This is a genomic window from Methylobacterium sp. C1, from assembly GCF_001854385.1.
In the GTDB taxonomy this organism is placed as follows: Bacteria; Pseudomonadota; Alphaproteobacteria; order Rhizobiales; family Beijerinckiaceae; genus Methylobacterium; species Methylobacterium radiotolerans.
The window spans coordinates 3964144-3977545 of record NZ_CP017640.1 but is presented as its reverse complement, the minus strand read 5'-3'; the positions used below and the strand labels follow the sequence as shown (position 1 = coordinate 3977545).

Below are 13402 nucleotides of genomic sequence, written 5' to 3'. Positions count from 1 at the left end.
TGTCCGATCGTCCCGGCGGGCGGTCAGCGCCCCGCCGCGCCGCGCCCGCGGGCGGCCTTCGCCGCGGCCCGGCACCGATCCGAGCAGTAGCGGACCTCGTCCCAGACCCGCTCCCACTTCTTGCGCCACGCGAACGGGCGGCCGCACTGGGCGCAGATCTTCTCCGGCAGATCGCCCTTGCGGCGCATCGGCGGCATCGTCGCTCCTCCCGGCCTATCCGGGCCGGCGCGCGTCGGGGCCGGTCTCGGCGGCCCGGCGGAGGCGCGCGTCCAGGAGGTGCGCCAGGCCGAGCATGACCGCGATCCCCCCGACATTGACCGCGACCTGCAGCGGCCAAGTGGGGTCGAAGGTCCGGTAGAGGATGCGGCCGATCAGCGCCGCCAGGCACCCGGCCGCGAAGATCTCCAGCGAGTGCCGGCCGCAGGCGTCGACGAGGCGCAGCCCCCGCCACCGGCTCGCGCGCGCCGCGGCGGGCGTGCTGAACAGCAGGTAGGCCAGCGCCAGCATGTTGATCAGGCGCAGGGGCGCGACGTGGCCCTTGTCGGGCGGCCCGATCCCCAGCGGCCGGAGATCGGGAAGTCCCCACTCCGCCCAGGACCCGCCCTGCAGGAAGGCGAAGGCGAGGTAGGCGGCGGCCGCGGCCACGGCCCAGCCGCGCCGCGGCAGCGTGCCGTCATGGGCGCGGACCGCGACCGCGAGCGCCGCGCCGATCACGAACAGGAACTGCCACGCGAAGGGATTGAAGTACCACCCGTCGTCCACCGCCGCGGCGTTCGGGAGGTTCAGCTGATGGTCGACGTTGGCGGCGAGCCAGAGCGCCCCCGACAGGCCCAGCACGCCCCAGATCCCGCGCCGCATCCCGAGATAGATCAGCGGGAACAGCGCCAGCAGCAGGATGTAGAGCGGCAGGATGTCGAGGTAGTTCGGCAGCGCGTTCAGCGCGAGGCCGCGCAGCAGGCCCGGCAGGAGCCCCATCTGCAGCAGGGGCGCGACGCCGAATCGCGGCGTCAGGCCGGTGAGGTCCATCCAGATCCGCACGATGACCAGGGTCGCCAGCAGCAGCCCGGCCTGGAACAGGTAGATGCGCAGGCAGCGCTTGGCGATGCGCGTGAGCGCCGTCCGGATCCCGGCCCGCCGGAACAGCCCGCCGTAGGCGATCATCGACGAGTAGCCGGCCAGCAGGACGAAGATCTCGGCCGCGTCCGAGAACCCGAAATTGTGCAGCGTCAGCAGGGCCGGCGCGTTGCGCGGGATGTGGTCGATGAAGATCGTCAGGAGCGCGAGGCCGCGCACGACGTCGACCCGCGCGTCGCGCACGGGCTTCGCGGGCGGTGCCCCGGCGGGCGGCGGGGGAAGCGCCCGCGGGGCCGCGGCGCCGGGCCGTTCGAGATCGTCGAGGCGCGTCACTCAGCCCATCACCGTGGCGCTCTCCGTCCGGACGCGGAGCGGCCGGGGCCGCGGTGGAACAATAGCGCGCGCGCCGCCCGGGAGCCCGCCGATCACGTGCCTGTGTTCGGATGTGCACAACGGCGGGAGCGCGCCGATGATCCGCAGGCCGCGCCGGCCGTCGCCCGCGCCCCCTCGCGTCGAGGCGGGGCCCGGTATAGACGCGGCCGACGATCCCGGATTCCGGCGCCCGCGCCGGGACGGGGGACCGCGGGGCTCGAGGCAGGGTTGAGGGCAAGGGACATGCGCGTCCTCGTCACCGGAGCGGGAGACTATCTCGGCCGTCGCCTGCTCGAGGCTCTGCGTCGGGACCTGCCCCCGGGCAGCCGCATCCTCGGCCTCGACCGGAGCCCGCCGCCGCCCCTCGACGGCGTGACGCTGAGGACCGTCGACCCGTTCGACGCGCGCGACCTCGCCGAGACGGTCGCGGCCTTCGATCCGACCTGCGTGTTCCACCTCGCGGCCCTGGCCTCGGTCGCCCAGTCGAGCGAGACGCCGTCCTACGCCTGGCGGGCGGAACTGCTCGGCACCCTCAACCTCGCCGAGGCGGTGGCGCGGACCCGCGCGGCCCTGGTCTTCCTCAGCTCCACCGTCGTCTACGGCGAGGTGTTCCGCGCCTGCGCGCGCCCCGACGAGAGCGTCACGCCGCGCCCGGACACGATCTCGGGCCGGACCAAGAACGCCTGCGAGTACATCCTCCGCGACGTCCTGGCGAATGCCCGCGTCAAGCATCTCGTGCTGCGGCCGTCGAACTACATCGGCGCCGGGCAGAGCGAGACCTTCGTGGTCGCCTCCTTCGCCGGTCAGATCGCCCGCATCGAGCGGGGGCTGGCGCCGCCGAGCCTCGAGGTCGGCGACCTCTCGGCGGGGCGCGACTTCTTCGACGTGGCCGACTTCACCGCGGCCTGCCTGCGCGTGATCGCGCGGATCGACGACCTGCCGGACGGCGGCATCTTCAACGTGGGATCGGGGGTCGTCACCCCGGTCTCCGACATCCTGGAGACGCTGCGCGGACTGACGGACGCGCGGTTCGACCTGCGCGTCGCGCCCGGGCGGGTCCGCCCGGCGGGGGTACGCAGCGAGGGCTGCGACCCCGCGGCCTTCGGGACCGCCACCGGATGGGCGCCGACCATCCCGCTCGCGCAGAGCCTGTCGACGATCCTGGCGGAGGCACGGGCGCGCCTCCGGTGATCTGTCACCGTCCGAAGGTGACGGCGACGCCCTCGGACGGGCGCGCGGCTCCGGAAACGCCGGCGGCGCTCGGGAGCGCGACCGGTCTCAGCGCGAGAAGCGCTTGTACTTGATCTTCTTCGGCATGATCGAATCCGCCCCGAGCCGGCGCACCTTGTCGGCCTCGTAGTCGGAGAAATTGCCCTCGAACCACTCGACGTGGCTGTCGCCCTCGAAGGCCAGGATGTGCGTCGCGATGCGGTTCAGGAACCAGCGATCGTGGCTGATGATGACCGCGCAGCCGGCGTAATCCTCCAGCGCGTCCTCGAGGGCGCGCAGGGTCTCCATGTCGAGGTCGTTGGTCGGCTCGTCGAGGAGCAGCACGTTGGCGCCGCCCTTCAGGGTCCGGGCGAGGTGCACCCGGTTGCGCTCGCCGCCCGAGAGGGTGCCCACCTTCTTCTGCTGGTCGGGCCCCTTGAAGGCGAAGGCCGCGCAGTAGGCGCGCGAGTTGATCTCGCGCTTGTTGAAATAGATGATGTCGTTGCCGCCCGAGACCTCCTGCCAGACCGTGGCGTTCGGATCGAGGGCGTCGCGCGACTGGTCGACGTAGCCGAGCTTCACCGTCTCGCCGACCTCGATCTTGCCGCTGTCGGGCTTCTCCTGGCCAGTGATCATCTTGAACAGGGTGGTCTTGCCGGCGCCGTTCGGGCCGATCACCCCGACGATGCCGCCCGGGGGCAGCTTGAACGACAGGTCCTCGATCAGCAGCCGGTCGCCGAACGCCTTGCTGAGGTGCTCGAACTCGATGACGTTGTTGCCGAGCCGCTCGTCGATCGGGATGACGATCTGCGCGGCCGCGTCGACCTTCTGCGCCTGCTTAGCGACCAGCTCCTCGTAGCGGGTGATGCGGGCCTTCGACTTGGACTGGCGCGCCTTCGGCGAGGCGGCGATCCACTCCTGCTCGCGGGCGATGGAGCGCTGCCGCGCCATGTCCTCGCGGCCCTCCTGCTCCAGGCGCTTCTGCTTCTGGACCAGCCACGCCGAGTAGTTGCCCTCGTACGGGATGCCCTTGCCGCGATCGAGCTCCAGGATCCAGCTGGTGACGTTGTCGAGGAAGTAGCGGTCGTGGGTGACGATCAGGATCGCGCCCGGATACTGGCGCAGGTGGCCCTCCAGCCAGTTCACCGTCTCGGCGTCGAGGTGGTTGGTCGGCTCGTCGAGGAGCAGCAGCTCCGGCTCCCACAGGAGCAGGCGGCAGAGCGCGATGCGGCGGCGCTCGCCGCCCGACAGGGTGGCGACCGGCTGCTCGTCGCTCGGGCAGCCCAGGGCCTCCATGGCTTGGTCGACCTTCGAATCGAGTTCCCAGAGACCCAGCGACTCGATCCGGTCCTGGAGCTCCGTCATCTCGTCGGCGGTCTCCTCCGAGTAGTTCATGGCGAGCTCGTTGTAGCGGTCGAGCATGGCCTGCTTCTCGGCGACGCCCTCCATCACGTTCTCGCGGACGGTCTTGTTCGGGTCGAGCTGGGGCTCCTGGGGCAGGTAGCCGACGCGCGCGCCCTGCGCGACCCAGCCGTCGCCGGTGAATTCCTTGTCGATGCCCGCCATGATCTTCAGCAGCGTCGACTTGCCGGCGCCGTTGATGCCCAGGACGCCGATCTTGGCGTCCGGGTAGAAGGACAGGTTGACGTTATCCAGGACCTTCTTGCCGCCGGTATAGGCCTTGGTCAGGCCCCGCATGTGGTAGATGAATTCGCGAGCCATCGCGGATCGTCCTCGGCGCGTTGTTCGGGACCGCGCGGATCGTGCCAGCGGCACGGGTCAGGCACCGGGCCTCAGCACCCGTCCTGGACGCGCGTCCCTACGATATAGGAATGACCCTCTCCGACTATCAGGCCCGCCGGGACGCGGCAAGGACGGGCCGGATCTCGGCGGGGAGCGGAACGCTCACGCGAACGGGTTCTTGACCGATCGCGGCGGCGCGTCCGGCGCCTCCGCCACCGCCTCCGGCAGATCGGACCCCTCCAGGGCCTTCACGATCGCGTCCAGCGTCTCCCGGAGCAGTCTGGCCTGATCCAGGCCGGTCCGGTCGCGGGTCAGGTCGATCGACCCGTGCACGGCGATCCGGTCCGTGCCGTTCTCGAAGCATAGGGCGCCGATGGAGCGCGCGCCGGCCTCGTCCGCGAACGGCACGAAGCCCGCGATGGCCGGGCTCTCGTCACGCCCGCTCTTGTCATCCGGGCTCTCGCCCTTGCGCCGGGCGCGTCGCTTGTCCTCGGGCATCGGGTCCTCTCAGAAGAACGTGCGCAGGAAGTCGCGGACGAGCTTGCGCAGGGCACGGGTGAGTTCGCGCTCGAGCCATTCCTGCCACGTCTGCTCGTGGCGGGGCCGGCGCTCGTCCGCGCGGGCGGAGGCATGGGGGTCCGGCAGGCTCATCGCGGTCGCCCGCGCCGCGGGCGGCAGGCCGGGGAAGACGTCGATGCCGGATTCCCGCTGGAGATCCTCGATCGACAGGGCGCGCCAGTCCTTCGAATCGTCGTTCCGCGCGAGGTAGGCGCCCGCCTCGCCGCGGGACGGGTCGTACACGGCCTTGAACAGCTGCGTCGGGACGAGCACGCCGCCCTTGATCTGCTGCACCGCGTCGCCCGCGAAGATCACCCCGGTGACGACGAAGAGCGCGCCGCGGCGGGTGGCCAGGCGCCGGGTGCTCTCCTCGATATCCGCCCAGAGCCCGCGGTTCAGGACGCGGTTCTGCGGCACGATGTTGGCGAGGCTGAACGACTCGGCCTGGGAACTGAGGGTCGGCATGTCCCCGGCCGGGGCGAGATGGCCCCGGTCGAACCCGCTGCGGACGTAATCCTCCAGCGAGGCGCGCTGATCCTCCGGCAGCCGGGTTTCCTCGTGGAAGGCGTCGTCGCGGGCCACCGCCCGGGCGGCCGCGACGCTGGCGCGCGTGAGGTGCTCGGCGGCGTAGAGCGGCGTGCGCGTCACGCCGGAATGCAGGACCGCGAAGGCCTCGAAGCACAGCGGGACCGCGCGGACGGCGAGCTTCGGGTTCGTGAGGACCGGCGTCCGCCCGTCGGCGAACAGGCCCGGGCAGGCATCCTGGGCCCGGGCCGGGACCGCGCCCGGTGCGAGGGCCAGAACCGCGGCCACGGCCGCGGCGGCGAGCCCTGGGTGGCGCCTCACCAGCATACGCGGACCCGGCGCACGCCCTCCGGGGTCGGGCGGTCCCGCCACGCGCAGGGCCGGCCGAGGCTGTTGCCGAAGGGGCGGGCGTCGCGGTCCGGGCCGCCCGGCGAGACCCGCGCCGGGCAGTCGCCGAGGAAGTTGCAGAGGAAGTCGAGATTGCCGTCCGGCGGCCGCGGCTGGGCGTAAGCTTGGCCGTTACCCGTAATCGCGAGCATGAGCAGGATTGTGCACAGACGAGCCGGATTCAAAGGCGGGCCTCTTGTGGCGTTAAGGGCACGTGATCGAAAAAAACGCCGGCCCGACATTGATCGCGCCGCCGTTCGTCCGTAACTGGCACTATCATGACAGCGACGGACGGGCGGGTTCTAGCATGAACGCGCGTCCCCGGGCTGCTGGCGTCGCGGTTGCCGAGGGCCCGCGGCGGAGCCGTCGCCATACTCGAACGAACGGATGCGAGCATTGGCACTCTCCCCTGAGCAATCGGCGTTGCTGGACCGCGTTCCGTCTCCATCGGCGCTTCGGCGTCTTCCGGAGTCGGAGCTTCAGGCGGTGGCGGACGCGGTGCGCGCCGAGATGATCGACGCGGTCTCGATCACCGGCGGCCATCTCGGCTCGGGGCTGGGCGTGGTCGAGCTGACGGTGGCGCTGCACCACGTGTTCGACACCCCCGACGACCGCATCGTCTGGGACGTCGGCCACCAGTGCTACCCGCACAAGATCCTCACCGAGCGCCGCGACCGGATCCGCACGCTGCGCCAGGGCGGCGGCCTGTCGGGCTTCACCAAGCGGAGCGAGAGCGTCTACGATCCCTTCGGCGCCGCCCACTCCTCGACCTCGATCTCGGCCGCGCTGGGCATGGCGGTCGCCCGCGACCTCGACAACGCCACCGCCAAGCAGAAGGGCGGCGCGCAGAAGCGCCGCAACGCCATCGCGGTGATCGGCGACGGCTCGATGTCGGCCGGCATGGCCTACGAGGCCCTCAACAACGCCGGCGCCCTGCACTCGCGCCTGATCGTCATCCTCAACGACAACGACATGTCGATCGCGCCCCCCGTCGGTGCCATGTCGGCCTACCTCGCAAGGCTGGCGTCGGGCGGCGCCTACCAGTCCCTGCGCGAGACCGCCAAGCAGCTCGGCAAGCTCCTGCCCAAGGCGCTCTACCAGCGCGCCGCCGCGGCCGAGGAGTACGCCCGCTCGCTGGTGGTCGGCGGCGGCACCATGTTCGAGGAGATGGGCTTCCACTACGTCGGCCCCGTCGACGGGCACAACCTCGACCACCTGCTGCCGGTGCTCAAGAACGTCCGCGACGCCGAGCACGGCCCGATCCTGCTCCACGTCGTCACCCAGAAGGGCAAGGGCTACGCGCCGGCCGAGGCCTCGGCCGACCGCTACCACGGCGTGGTCAAGTTCGACGTGGTCTCAGGGATCCAGGCCAAGGCCAAGCCGAACGCGCCGGCCTACACGCGGGTGTTCGGCGAGAGCCTGATCAAGGCGGCCGACGCCGACGACAAGGTCGTGGCGATCACCGCCGCCATGCCGGGCGGGACCGGCATCGACCTGTTCGGCAAGGCGCACCCGGACAAGACCTTCGACGTGGGCATCGCCGAGCAGCACGCGGTGACGTTCGCGGGCGGCCTGGCGACCGAGGGCTACCGGCCGTTCGTGGCGATCTACTCGACCTTCCTGCAGCGGGCCTACGACCAGGTGGTGCACGACGTGGCGCTGCAGAACCTGCCCGTGCGGTTCTGCCTGGACCGGGCGGGCCTGGTCGGCGCGGACGGGGCGACGCACGCGGGCGCGTTCGACCTGGCGTACCTGTGCTGCCTGCCGAACATGACCGTGATGGCGGCGGCCGACGAGGCCGAGCTGGTGCACATGGTGGCGACCGCCCACGCCCACGACACGGGCCCGATCGCGCTGCGCTACCCGCGCGGCGAGGGGGTGGGCGTCGAGCTTCCGGAGCGGGGCGAGGTCCTGGCGATCGGCAAGGGCCGGGTGGTGCGCCGGGACGCGGAGGCGCGGGTGGCGCTCCTGTCGCTCGGCACGCGCCTGGCGGAGGCCTTGAAGGCGGCGGACGCGCTGGCCGAGCAGGGCGTGGCGGTGACGGTGGCGGACGCGCGGTTCGCCAAGCCGCTGGACGAGGCGCTGATCCTGGATCTGGCGCGCGACCACGAGGTGCTGATCACGGTGGAGGAGGGCTCGCGGGGCGGGTTCGGCGCGATGGTGCTGCACCTGCTGGCCGAGCGCGGCGCGCTGGACGCGGGCGGCGTGCGGGTGCGGACCATGACGCTGCCGGACGCCTACCAGGACCACGACAGCCCGGAGAAGATGTACGCAGAGGCAGGCCTCGACGCCAAAACCATCGTCCGGACCGCCCTCGACACACTGCCCGAGCGGAAGGACAGCCGGTCGCGCCTGCGGCTCGCCTGACCGGGCGGGCCGCACCGGCCCCTCGAGAAGCGGGCGGCCGCCGGAGGCCGCCCGCGTCCCGGTCGCGTGACGCCGCGGGCCCCGGGCGTCTTGCCGGCGCGCGCGATCCTCCGCATATCGCCGGCACGGGGTGAGGGCGCGCCGCGCCCTCCGGACCCCGCCGGTATGCCTGTCGCACCGCGCCGACACGGGGACGAACGAGCGGATGACCTCCGAGAAACTGCGCCTGGGCGTCAACATCGATCACGTCGCGACCGTCCGCAACGCCCGCGGCGGCGACTACCCGGACCCGGTGCGCGCGGCCCTGCTCGCCGTCGAGGCGGGCGCCGACGGGATCACCGCGCATCTCCGCGAGGACCGGCGCCACATCCGCGACACCGACATCGCGGCGCTCAAGCGCGGCCTGTCCGTGCCGCTCAACTTCGAGATGGCCGCCACCGACGAGATGGTGGCGATCGCGCTGGACACCCGCCCGCACGCCGCCTGCCTCGTCCCGGAGAAGCGCGAGGAGCGCACCACCGAGGGCGGCCTCGACATCGTCGGCGGCCGGGAGCACCTGGCGCCGCGCATCCGGGCCCTCGCGGAGGCCGGCATCCGCGTCTCGCTGTTCGTCGAGCCCGAGCCCGCGATCATGGACGCCGCCCGCGCCCTCGGGGCGCCGGTGGTCGAGCTGCACACCGGCAGCTACTGCGAGGCGGCTCTGGAGGACGACGACGCCCGGACCGCGCGCGAGCTCGCCCGCATCCGGCGCGCGGCGGAGCACGGCGCCGGCCTCGGCCTCGAGATCCACGCGGGCCACGGGCTCACCCTCGGCAGCGTCGGCCCGGTGGCGGCCCTGCCGCAGATCCGGGAGCTGAACATCGGCCATTCCCTGATCGCCGACGCGATCTTCGTGGGACTCGACCGGGCGGTGCGCGACATGCGGGCCGCCATGGACCGGGCGCGGCACCCATGATCGTCGGGATCGGCTCGGATCTCTGCGACATCCGCCGGATCGCCCGGACCCTGGAGCGGCACGGCGCGCGCTTCACCCACCGGGTCTTCACCGACGGGGAGCGGGCCCGCTGCGACCGGCGGGCCGCCCGCGCCGAGGGCTACGCCCGCCGCTTCGCCGCCAAGGAAGCCTGCGCCAAGGCGCTCGGCACCGGCCTCAGCGCCGGCGTCTTCTGGCGCGACATGGAGGTGGTGAACCTGCCCTCCGGCCAGCCGACCCTGCGGCTCGCGGGCGGCGCGGCGGAGCGGCTCGCGGAACTGCTGCCGGCGGGGCACGCGGCGCGCCTGCACGTGAGCCTCACGGACGATCCGCCGATGGCGCAGGCCTTCGTGATCATCGAGGCCTTGCCGGTCTCTGTCGCCGGTTGAGGCCGGCGTCGCGGATTAGCCAGCGGCGGTCGCGCGTTGCGGGGGGCTCGCGCATGGTCTAGACCGCCGGACACGGCGGACACGATTGCGGCGCATTCCTCGGGACAACCGCACATCAGGCCGCGCGCGGCGGGGCCGCGCCCCGCTGAGCGCGGGCGATGCACCTCAACCGAAGACGGAACGCGCGCGTGGATTACGACGGCAAGCCGCTCAGGAAACCTGCCGAGACCGGCACCTGGGCCAGCATCCGCGAGACGCTGAAGGTCGGCATCCAGGCGCTGCTGATCGCCCTGGTGGTGCGGACGCTCCTGTTCCAGCCGTTCAACATCCCTTCGGGCTCGCTGGTGCCGACGCTGCTGATCGGTGACTACCTGTTCGTGTCGAAATATTCCTACGGCTATTCCAAGTACTCGCTGCCTCTCTCGGAATACATTCCGATCCAGGCCGACGGCCGGATCTGGGGAGCCGACCCGAAGCGCGGCGACATCGCGGTGTTCAAGCTGCCCAAGGACAACTCGACCGACTACATCAAGCGCGTGATCGGCCTGCCGGGCGACAAGATCCAGATGATCGACGGCGTGCTCAACATCAACGGCAAGGCGGTCAAGCGCGAGCGGATCGCCGACTACGAGACCACCGACCCCTACGGCCAGCCGACCAAGGTGCCCCAGTACCTGGAGACCCTGCCCAACGGCGTGGTCCACCGGGTGATCGAGCGCGACGGCGACAACGGATTCTGGGACAAGACCGAGCTGTACACGGTCCCGCCCGGTCACTTTTTCATGATGGGCGACAACCGCGACAACTCCACCGATTCGCGCGATCTCGCCAATGTCGGCTACGTGCCCTTCGCCAATCTGGTCGGGCGCGCCGAGATGATCTTCTTCTCGATCGACGAGGGCACGCCGGCGTGGCAGGTCTGGAACTGGCCGGCCCACGTGCGCTGGTCGCGCCTGTTCACGACGATCCATTGACCGGCCCGGACTTGGACGACGCCGCGCAGCCCCGGGCGAACGCCCGATCCCGGCGGGCCCACAAGCCGCGCCCGCCCCTGACCGCCCTCGAGGAGCGGATCGGGCACAGCTTCGGCGATCAGGACCTGCTCACCCGCGCGCTGACCCACACCAGCAAGGCGAGCGGCCGGGGCGGCAGCTACCAGCGCCTGGAATTCCTCGGCGACCGGGTGCTCGGGCTCGCGGTCGCCGACCGGCTCTACGGCGCCTTCCCGGAGGCCGACGAGGGCGACCTCTCCCGGCGCCTCGCCGCCCTCGTCCGGCGCGAGACCTGCGCGGCCGTGGCCGCCTCCTGGGAGGTCGGCCCGCACCTGATTCTCGGCCAGGGCGAGGTCATGGGCGGCGGCCGGCGCAACCAGACGATCCTCGCCGACGTCTGCGAGGCGATCCTGGGCGCGATCTACCTCGACGCCGGGTTCGACGCCGCCCGGGCGGTGGTCGAGACCCATTTCCGCCCCGGCGAGCCGACCGCGGCGGCCCGGGGCCGCGACGCCAAATCCGCCTTGCAGGAATGGGCCATGGGCCGCAGCCTGCCGATCCCCACCTACGCGGTGGTGGAGCGCACCGGTCCCGACCACGCGCCCCGGTTCCGCATCGCCGTGCAGGTCGAGGGCCTCGAGCCCGGCCTCGGTGACGGCACGTCGAAGCGGATCGCCGAGCAGGCCGCCGCCCGGGCGCTGATGGAGCGGGAGGGAATCGGGGCCTCCGCGGATGCGGAGCCGACGGAGACAGCATGAGCGCGCACGAGCAGGACGATCACGACGAGCGGGACGGGCCCGACAGCGCGCCGGCCCGGGAGCCCGCGCGCGACCCGTCCACCCTTCCCGGCACGCCCGCCGACGCGCGGGCCGGCTTCGTGGCGCTGATCGGCGTGCCGAATGCCGGCAAGTCGACCCTGCTCAACAACCTCGTCGGCACCAAGGTCTCGATCGTCTCGCGCAAGGTGCAGACGACCCGGGCCCTGGTGCGGGGCATCCTCATCGAGGGGTCGGCCCAGGTCGTCCTGGTCGACACCCCCGGCATCTTCGCGCCCAAGCGCCGCCTCGACCGCGCGATGGTGCACTCGGCCTGGAGCGGCGCCGCCGACGCCGACGCCGTCTGCCTGCTGGTCGACGCGCGCAAGGGCGTCGACGCGGAGGTGGAGGCGGTGCTCGGCCGGCTCGGCGAGGTGAAGCGCGAGAAGCTGCTGATCCTCAACAAGATCGACCTGATCCCGCGCGAGCGGCTCCTCGATCTCGCCGCGAAGCTCAACGCCGCCGCGCCCTTCGCCGAGACCTTCATGATCTCGGCGCTGAACGGCGACGGCGTCGCCGACCTGCGCCGGGCGCTGGCCGCCCGCATGCCGCCGGGGCCCTGGCTCTATCCGGAGGATCAGGTCTCGGACGCGCCCCTGCGCATGCTCGCCGCCGAGATCACCCGCGAGAAGATCTACGACCGGCTGCACGAGGAGCTGCCCTACCGCTCCACGGTGGAGACCGACCAGTGGCAGATCCGGCCCGACGGCTCGGTGCGGATCGAGCAGACGATCTTCGTCGAGCGGGAGAGCCAGCGCTCGATCGTGCTCGGCAAGGGCGGCCAGACCATCCGGTCGATCGGGCAGGCGGCCCGGATCGAGATCGCCGAGGCGGCCGACGCCAAGGTCCACCTGTTCCTGCACGTGAAGGTGCGGGAGAACTGGGCCGACGATCCGGCCCGCTACCGCGAGATGGGCCTGGAATTCCCGCGGGGCTGACGCGCCGGGTCGCGCGCGGGAGGCTGGGCTTCCCGGCGGGTTCCGGTATAAAAGCGGTGTTCCCCCCGGATGAACCGAGTCGGGCGCGGGTTTACCCCGCTCCGCCGCGGATTCGCGTTCCGGATTCGGCACTCCAAATCCCGAATTGTCTATGCGCCATGCCGTCTACGGCCTGCCGCCGGTGGACCTCGCCGAGGTCCCGGGCGACGCCGTCCAGCTCTCCCCGTTGATTCCCGGCGCCGCGCGGCTGGAGGACCTGTCCGAGAACAGCCTCGACGCGGCCACCGTGCTGGCGCCGCCCGGAACGGTCGAGCGGCGCTACGTGCTGGCCCAGGTGCTGCGCGCCCTCGGGCCCGGCGGCCGCATGGTCGCCCTGGCGCCCAAGGATCGCGGCGGAACCCGCCTGGCCAAGGAACTGACGACCTTCGGCTGCGCCGCCGCCGACCAGCCGCGCCGGCATCACCGGATCTGCACGGCGGAGCGCCCGACCGACCTCGCCGGCGTCGCCGAGGCGATCGACGAGGGCGGCCCGCGCCACGTCGACAACCTCGCCCTGTGCACGCAGCCCGGCATCTTCTCGTGGGACCGGCTCGATCCCGGCACGGCGCTGCTCCTGGCGAACCTCCCCGCCCTCAAGGGCCGCGGCGCCGATTTCGGCTGCGGCCTCGGGATCCTGTCGCGGGCCGTCCTGGGGTCCGAGGCCGTGACCGCCCTGACCCTGCTGGAGATCGATCGGCGCGCCGTCGAGATGGCGCGCCGCAACGTCGCCGATCCGCGCGCGACGATCCTCTGGGCCGATATCCGCGCGTCCGGCGCGGTGCCGGAAAACCTCGACTTCGTCGTCACGAACCCGCCGTTCCACGAGGGCGGGAGCGAGGATCAGGCGCTCGGCCGGGCGTTCATCGCGCGGGCGGCCGAGGCCCTGCGCCCCGGGGGGGCGCTGTGGCTCGTGGCCAACGCGCACCTGCCCTACGAGGCGAGCCTGCGCGAGGCGTTCCGGCACGTCGCGGTGGCCGTCCAGGCGAACGGCTACCGGGTCTACGAGGCCCGCCGATGAGGG

The 13402-nt window shown here is 72.2% G+C and carries 14 protein-coding genes; 8 read left to right on the top strand and 6 right to left on the bottom strand.

All coding sequences use genetic code 11. The annotated features are described in order from the left end of the window. Nucleotides 1–23: 23 nt before the first annotated feature. The gene (locus tag BKE41_RS18400) at nt 24–197 is read right to left on the bottom strand and encodes a DUF2256 domain-containing protein (RefSeq protein WP_012320406.1); all 174 of its coding nucleotides are present in this window, start codon (nt 195–197) and stop codon (nt 24–26) included. 16 nt (nt 198–213) lie between these two features. Continuing rightward, nucleotides 214–1407, bottom strand: a complete 1194-nt coding sequence (opgC, locus tag BKE41_RS18395; RefSeq protein WP_070999954.1) for an OpgC domain-containing protein — start codon at nt 1405–1407, stop codon at nt 214–216. A gap of 282 nt (nt 1408–1689) precedes the next feature. Here opgC and BKE41_RS18390 point away from each other — a divergent pair, with 282 nt between their 5' ends. After that, complete coding sequence (locus tag BKE41_RS18390) at nt 1690–2637, top strand: NAD(P)-dependent oxidoreductase (protein WP_012320404.1); 948 nt, start codon at nt 1690–1692, stop codon at nt 2635–2637. Nucleotides 2638–2724: 87 nt separating this feature from the next. On the opposite strand, the gene ettA is transcribed toward BKE41_RS18390, so the two are convergent. The 4 genes from ettA to BKE41_RS18370 all read right to left on the bottom strand — a co-directional run bounded on the left by ettA (nt 2725) and on the right by BKE41_RS18370 (nt 6020). Further along, entirely contained in the window at nt 2725–4377 is a 1653-nt protein-coding gene (gene ettA, locus BKE41_RS18385; RefSeq protein ID WP_012320403.1) for an energy-dependent translational throttle protein EttA, read from the bottom strand. 183 nt (nt 4378–4560) lie between these two features. Continuing rightward, nucleotides 4561–4896: a hypothetical protein gene (locus BKE41_RS18380; RefSeq protein WP_012320402.1), complete on the bottom strand. Its 336-nt coding sequence runs from the start codon at nt 4894–4896 to the stop codon at nt 4561–4563. A gap of 9 nt (nt 4897–4905) precedes the next feature. After that, on the bottom strand, nt 4906–5808 hold the full coding sequence (locus tag BKE41_RS18375) for a DNA/RNA non-specific endonuclease (protein WP_012320401.1): 903 nt from the start codon (nt 5806–5808) through the stop codon (nt 4906–4908). After that, the gene (locus tag BKE41_RS18370; protein ID WP_043074162.1) at nt 5799–6020 is read right to left on the bottom strand and encodes a hypothetical protein; all 222 of its coding nucleotides are present in this window, start codon (nt 6018–6020) and stop codon (nt 5799–5801) included. The genes BKE41_RS18375 and BKE41_RS18370 overlap by 10 nt, the downstream gene beginning before the upstream one ends. Before the next feature lie 235 nt (nt 6021–6255). On the opposite strand from BKE41_RS18370, the gene dxs reads away from it, so the two are divergent. The 7 genes from dxs to BKE41_RS18335 all read left to right on the top strand — a co-directional run bounded on the left by dxs (nt 6256) and on the right by BKE41_RS18335 (nt 13399). After that, nucleotides 6256–8235, top strand: coding sequence for a 1-deoxy-D-xylulose-5-phosphate synthase (dxs, locus tag BKE41_RS18365; protein WP_024829302.1), 1980 nt, complete (start codon nt 6256–6258; stop codon nt 8233–8235). A gap of 205 nt (nt 8236–8440) precedes the next feature. Further along, the gene (locus BKE41_RS18360; protein WP_024829303.1) at nt 8441–9190 is read left to right on the top strand and encodes a pyridoxine 5'-phosphate synthase; all 750 of its coding nucleotides are present in this window, start codon (nt 8441–8443) and stop codon (nt 9188–9190) included. Next, nucleotides 9187–9597 (top strand): holo-ACP synthase, encoded by a 411-nt coding sequence (acpS, locus tag BKE41_RS18355; protein WP_012320397.1) that lies wholly within the window; start codon nt 9187–9189, stop codon nt 9595–9597. Before BKE41_RS18360 ends, acpS begins: the two co-directional genes overlap by 4 nt. Before the next feature lie 158 nt (nt 9598–9755). Next, nucleotides 9756–10571: a signal peptidase I gene (gene lepB, locus BKE41_RS18350; protein ID WP_012320396.1), complete on the top strand. Its 816-nt coding sequence runs from the start codon at nt 9756–9758 to the stop codon at nt 10569–10571. A gap of 11 nt (nt 10572–10582) precedes the next feature. Beyond that, complete coding sequence (rnc, locus tag BKE41_RS18345) at nt 10583–11347, top strand: ribonuclease III (RefSeq protein ID WP_024829304.1); 765 nt, start codon at nt 10583–10585, stop codon at nt 11345–11347. Next, nucleotides 11344–12342 carry a GTPase Era gene (gene era / locus BKE41_RS18340; RefSeq protein ID WP_012320394.1) on the top strand — a complete coding sequence of 333 codons (999 nt, stop codon included), beginning with the start codon at nt 11344–11346 and terminating at the stop codon, nt 12340–12342. The genes rnc and era overlap by 4 nt, the downstream gene beginning before the upstream one ends. A gap of 151 nt (nt 12343–12493) precedes the next feature. Continuing rightward, nucleotides 12494–13399, top strand: a complete 906-nt coding sequence (locus BKE41_RS18335; protein WP_012320393.1) for a methyltransferase — start codon at nt 12494–12496, stop codon at nt 13397–13399. Nucleotides 13400–13402 lie beyond the last annotated feature (3 nt).

Coding starts and splice junctions, on each gene's coding strand:
- BKE41_RS18400 (WP_012320406.1), bottom strand. CDS start 197: ATGCCGCCGATGCGCCGCAAGGGCGATCTGCCGGAGAAGATCTGCGCC.
- BKE41_RS18390 (WP_012320404.1), top strand. CDS start 1,690: ATGCGCGTCCTCGTCACCGGAGCGGGAGACTATCTCGGCCGTCGCCTG.
- ettA (WP_012320403.1), bottom strand. CDS start 4,377: ATGGCTCGCGAATTCATCTACCACATGCGGGGCCTGACCAAGGCCTAT.
- BKE41_RS18380 (WP_012320402.1), bottom strand. CDS start 4,896: ATGCCCGAGGACAAGCGACGCGCCCGGCGCAAGGGCGAGAGCCCGGAT.
- BKE41_RS18375 (WP_012320401.1), bottom strand. CDS start 5,808: ATGCTGGTGAGGCGCCACCCAGGGCTCGCCGCCGCGGCCGTGGCCGCG.
- BKE41_RS18370 (WP_043074162.1), bottom strand. CDS start 6,020: ATGCTCGCGATTACGGGTAACGGCCAAGCTTACGCCCAGCCGCGGCCG.
- dxs (WP_024829302.1), top strand. CDS start 6,256: ATGCGAGCATTGGCACTCTCCCCTGAGCAATCGGCGTTGCTGGACCGC.
- BKE41_RS18360 (WP_024829303.1), top strand. CDS start 8,441: ATGACCTCCGAGAAACTGCGCCTGGGCGTCAACATCGATCACGTCGCG.
- acpS (WP_012320397.1), top strand. CDS start 9,187: ATGATCGTCGGGATCGGCTCGGATCTCTGCGACATCCGCCGGATCGCC.
- lepB (WP_012320396.1), top strand. CDS start 9,756: ATGCACCTCAACCGAAGACGGAACGCGCGCGTGGATTACGACGGCAAG.
- era (WP_012320394.1), top strand. CDS start 11,344: ATGAGCGCGCACGAGCAGGACGATCACGACGAGCGGGACGGGCCCGAC.
- BKE41_RS18335 (WP_012320393.1), top strand. CDS start 12,494: ATGCGCCATGCCGTCTACGGCCTGCCGCCGGTGGACCTCGCCGAGGTC.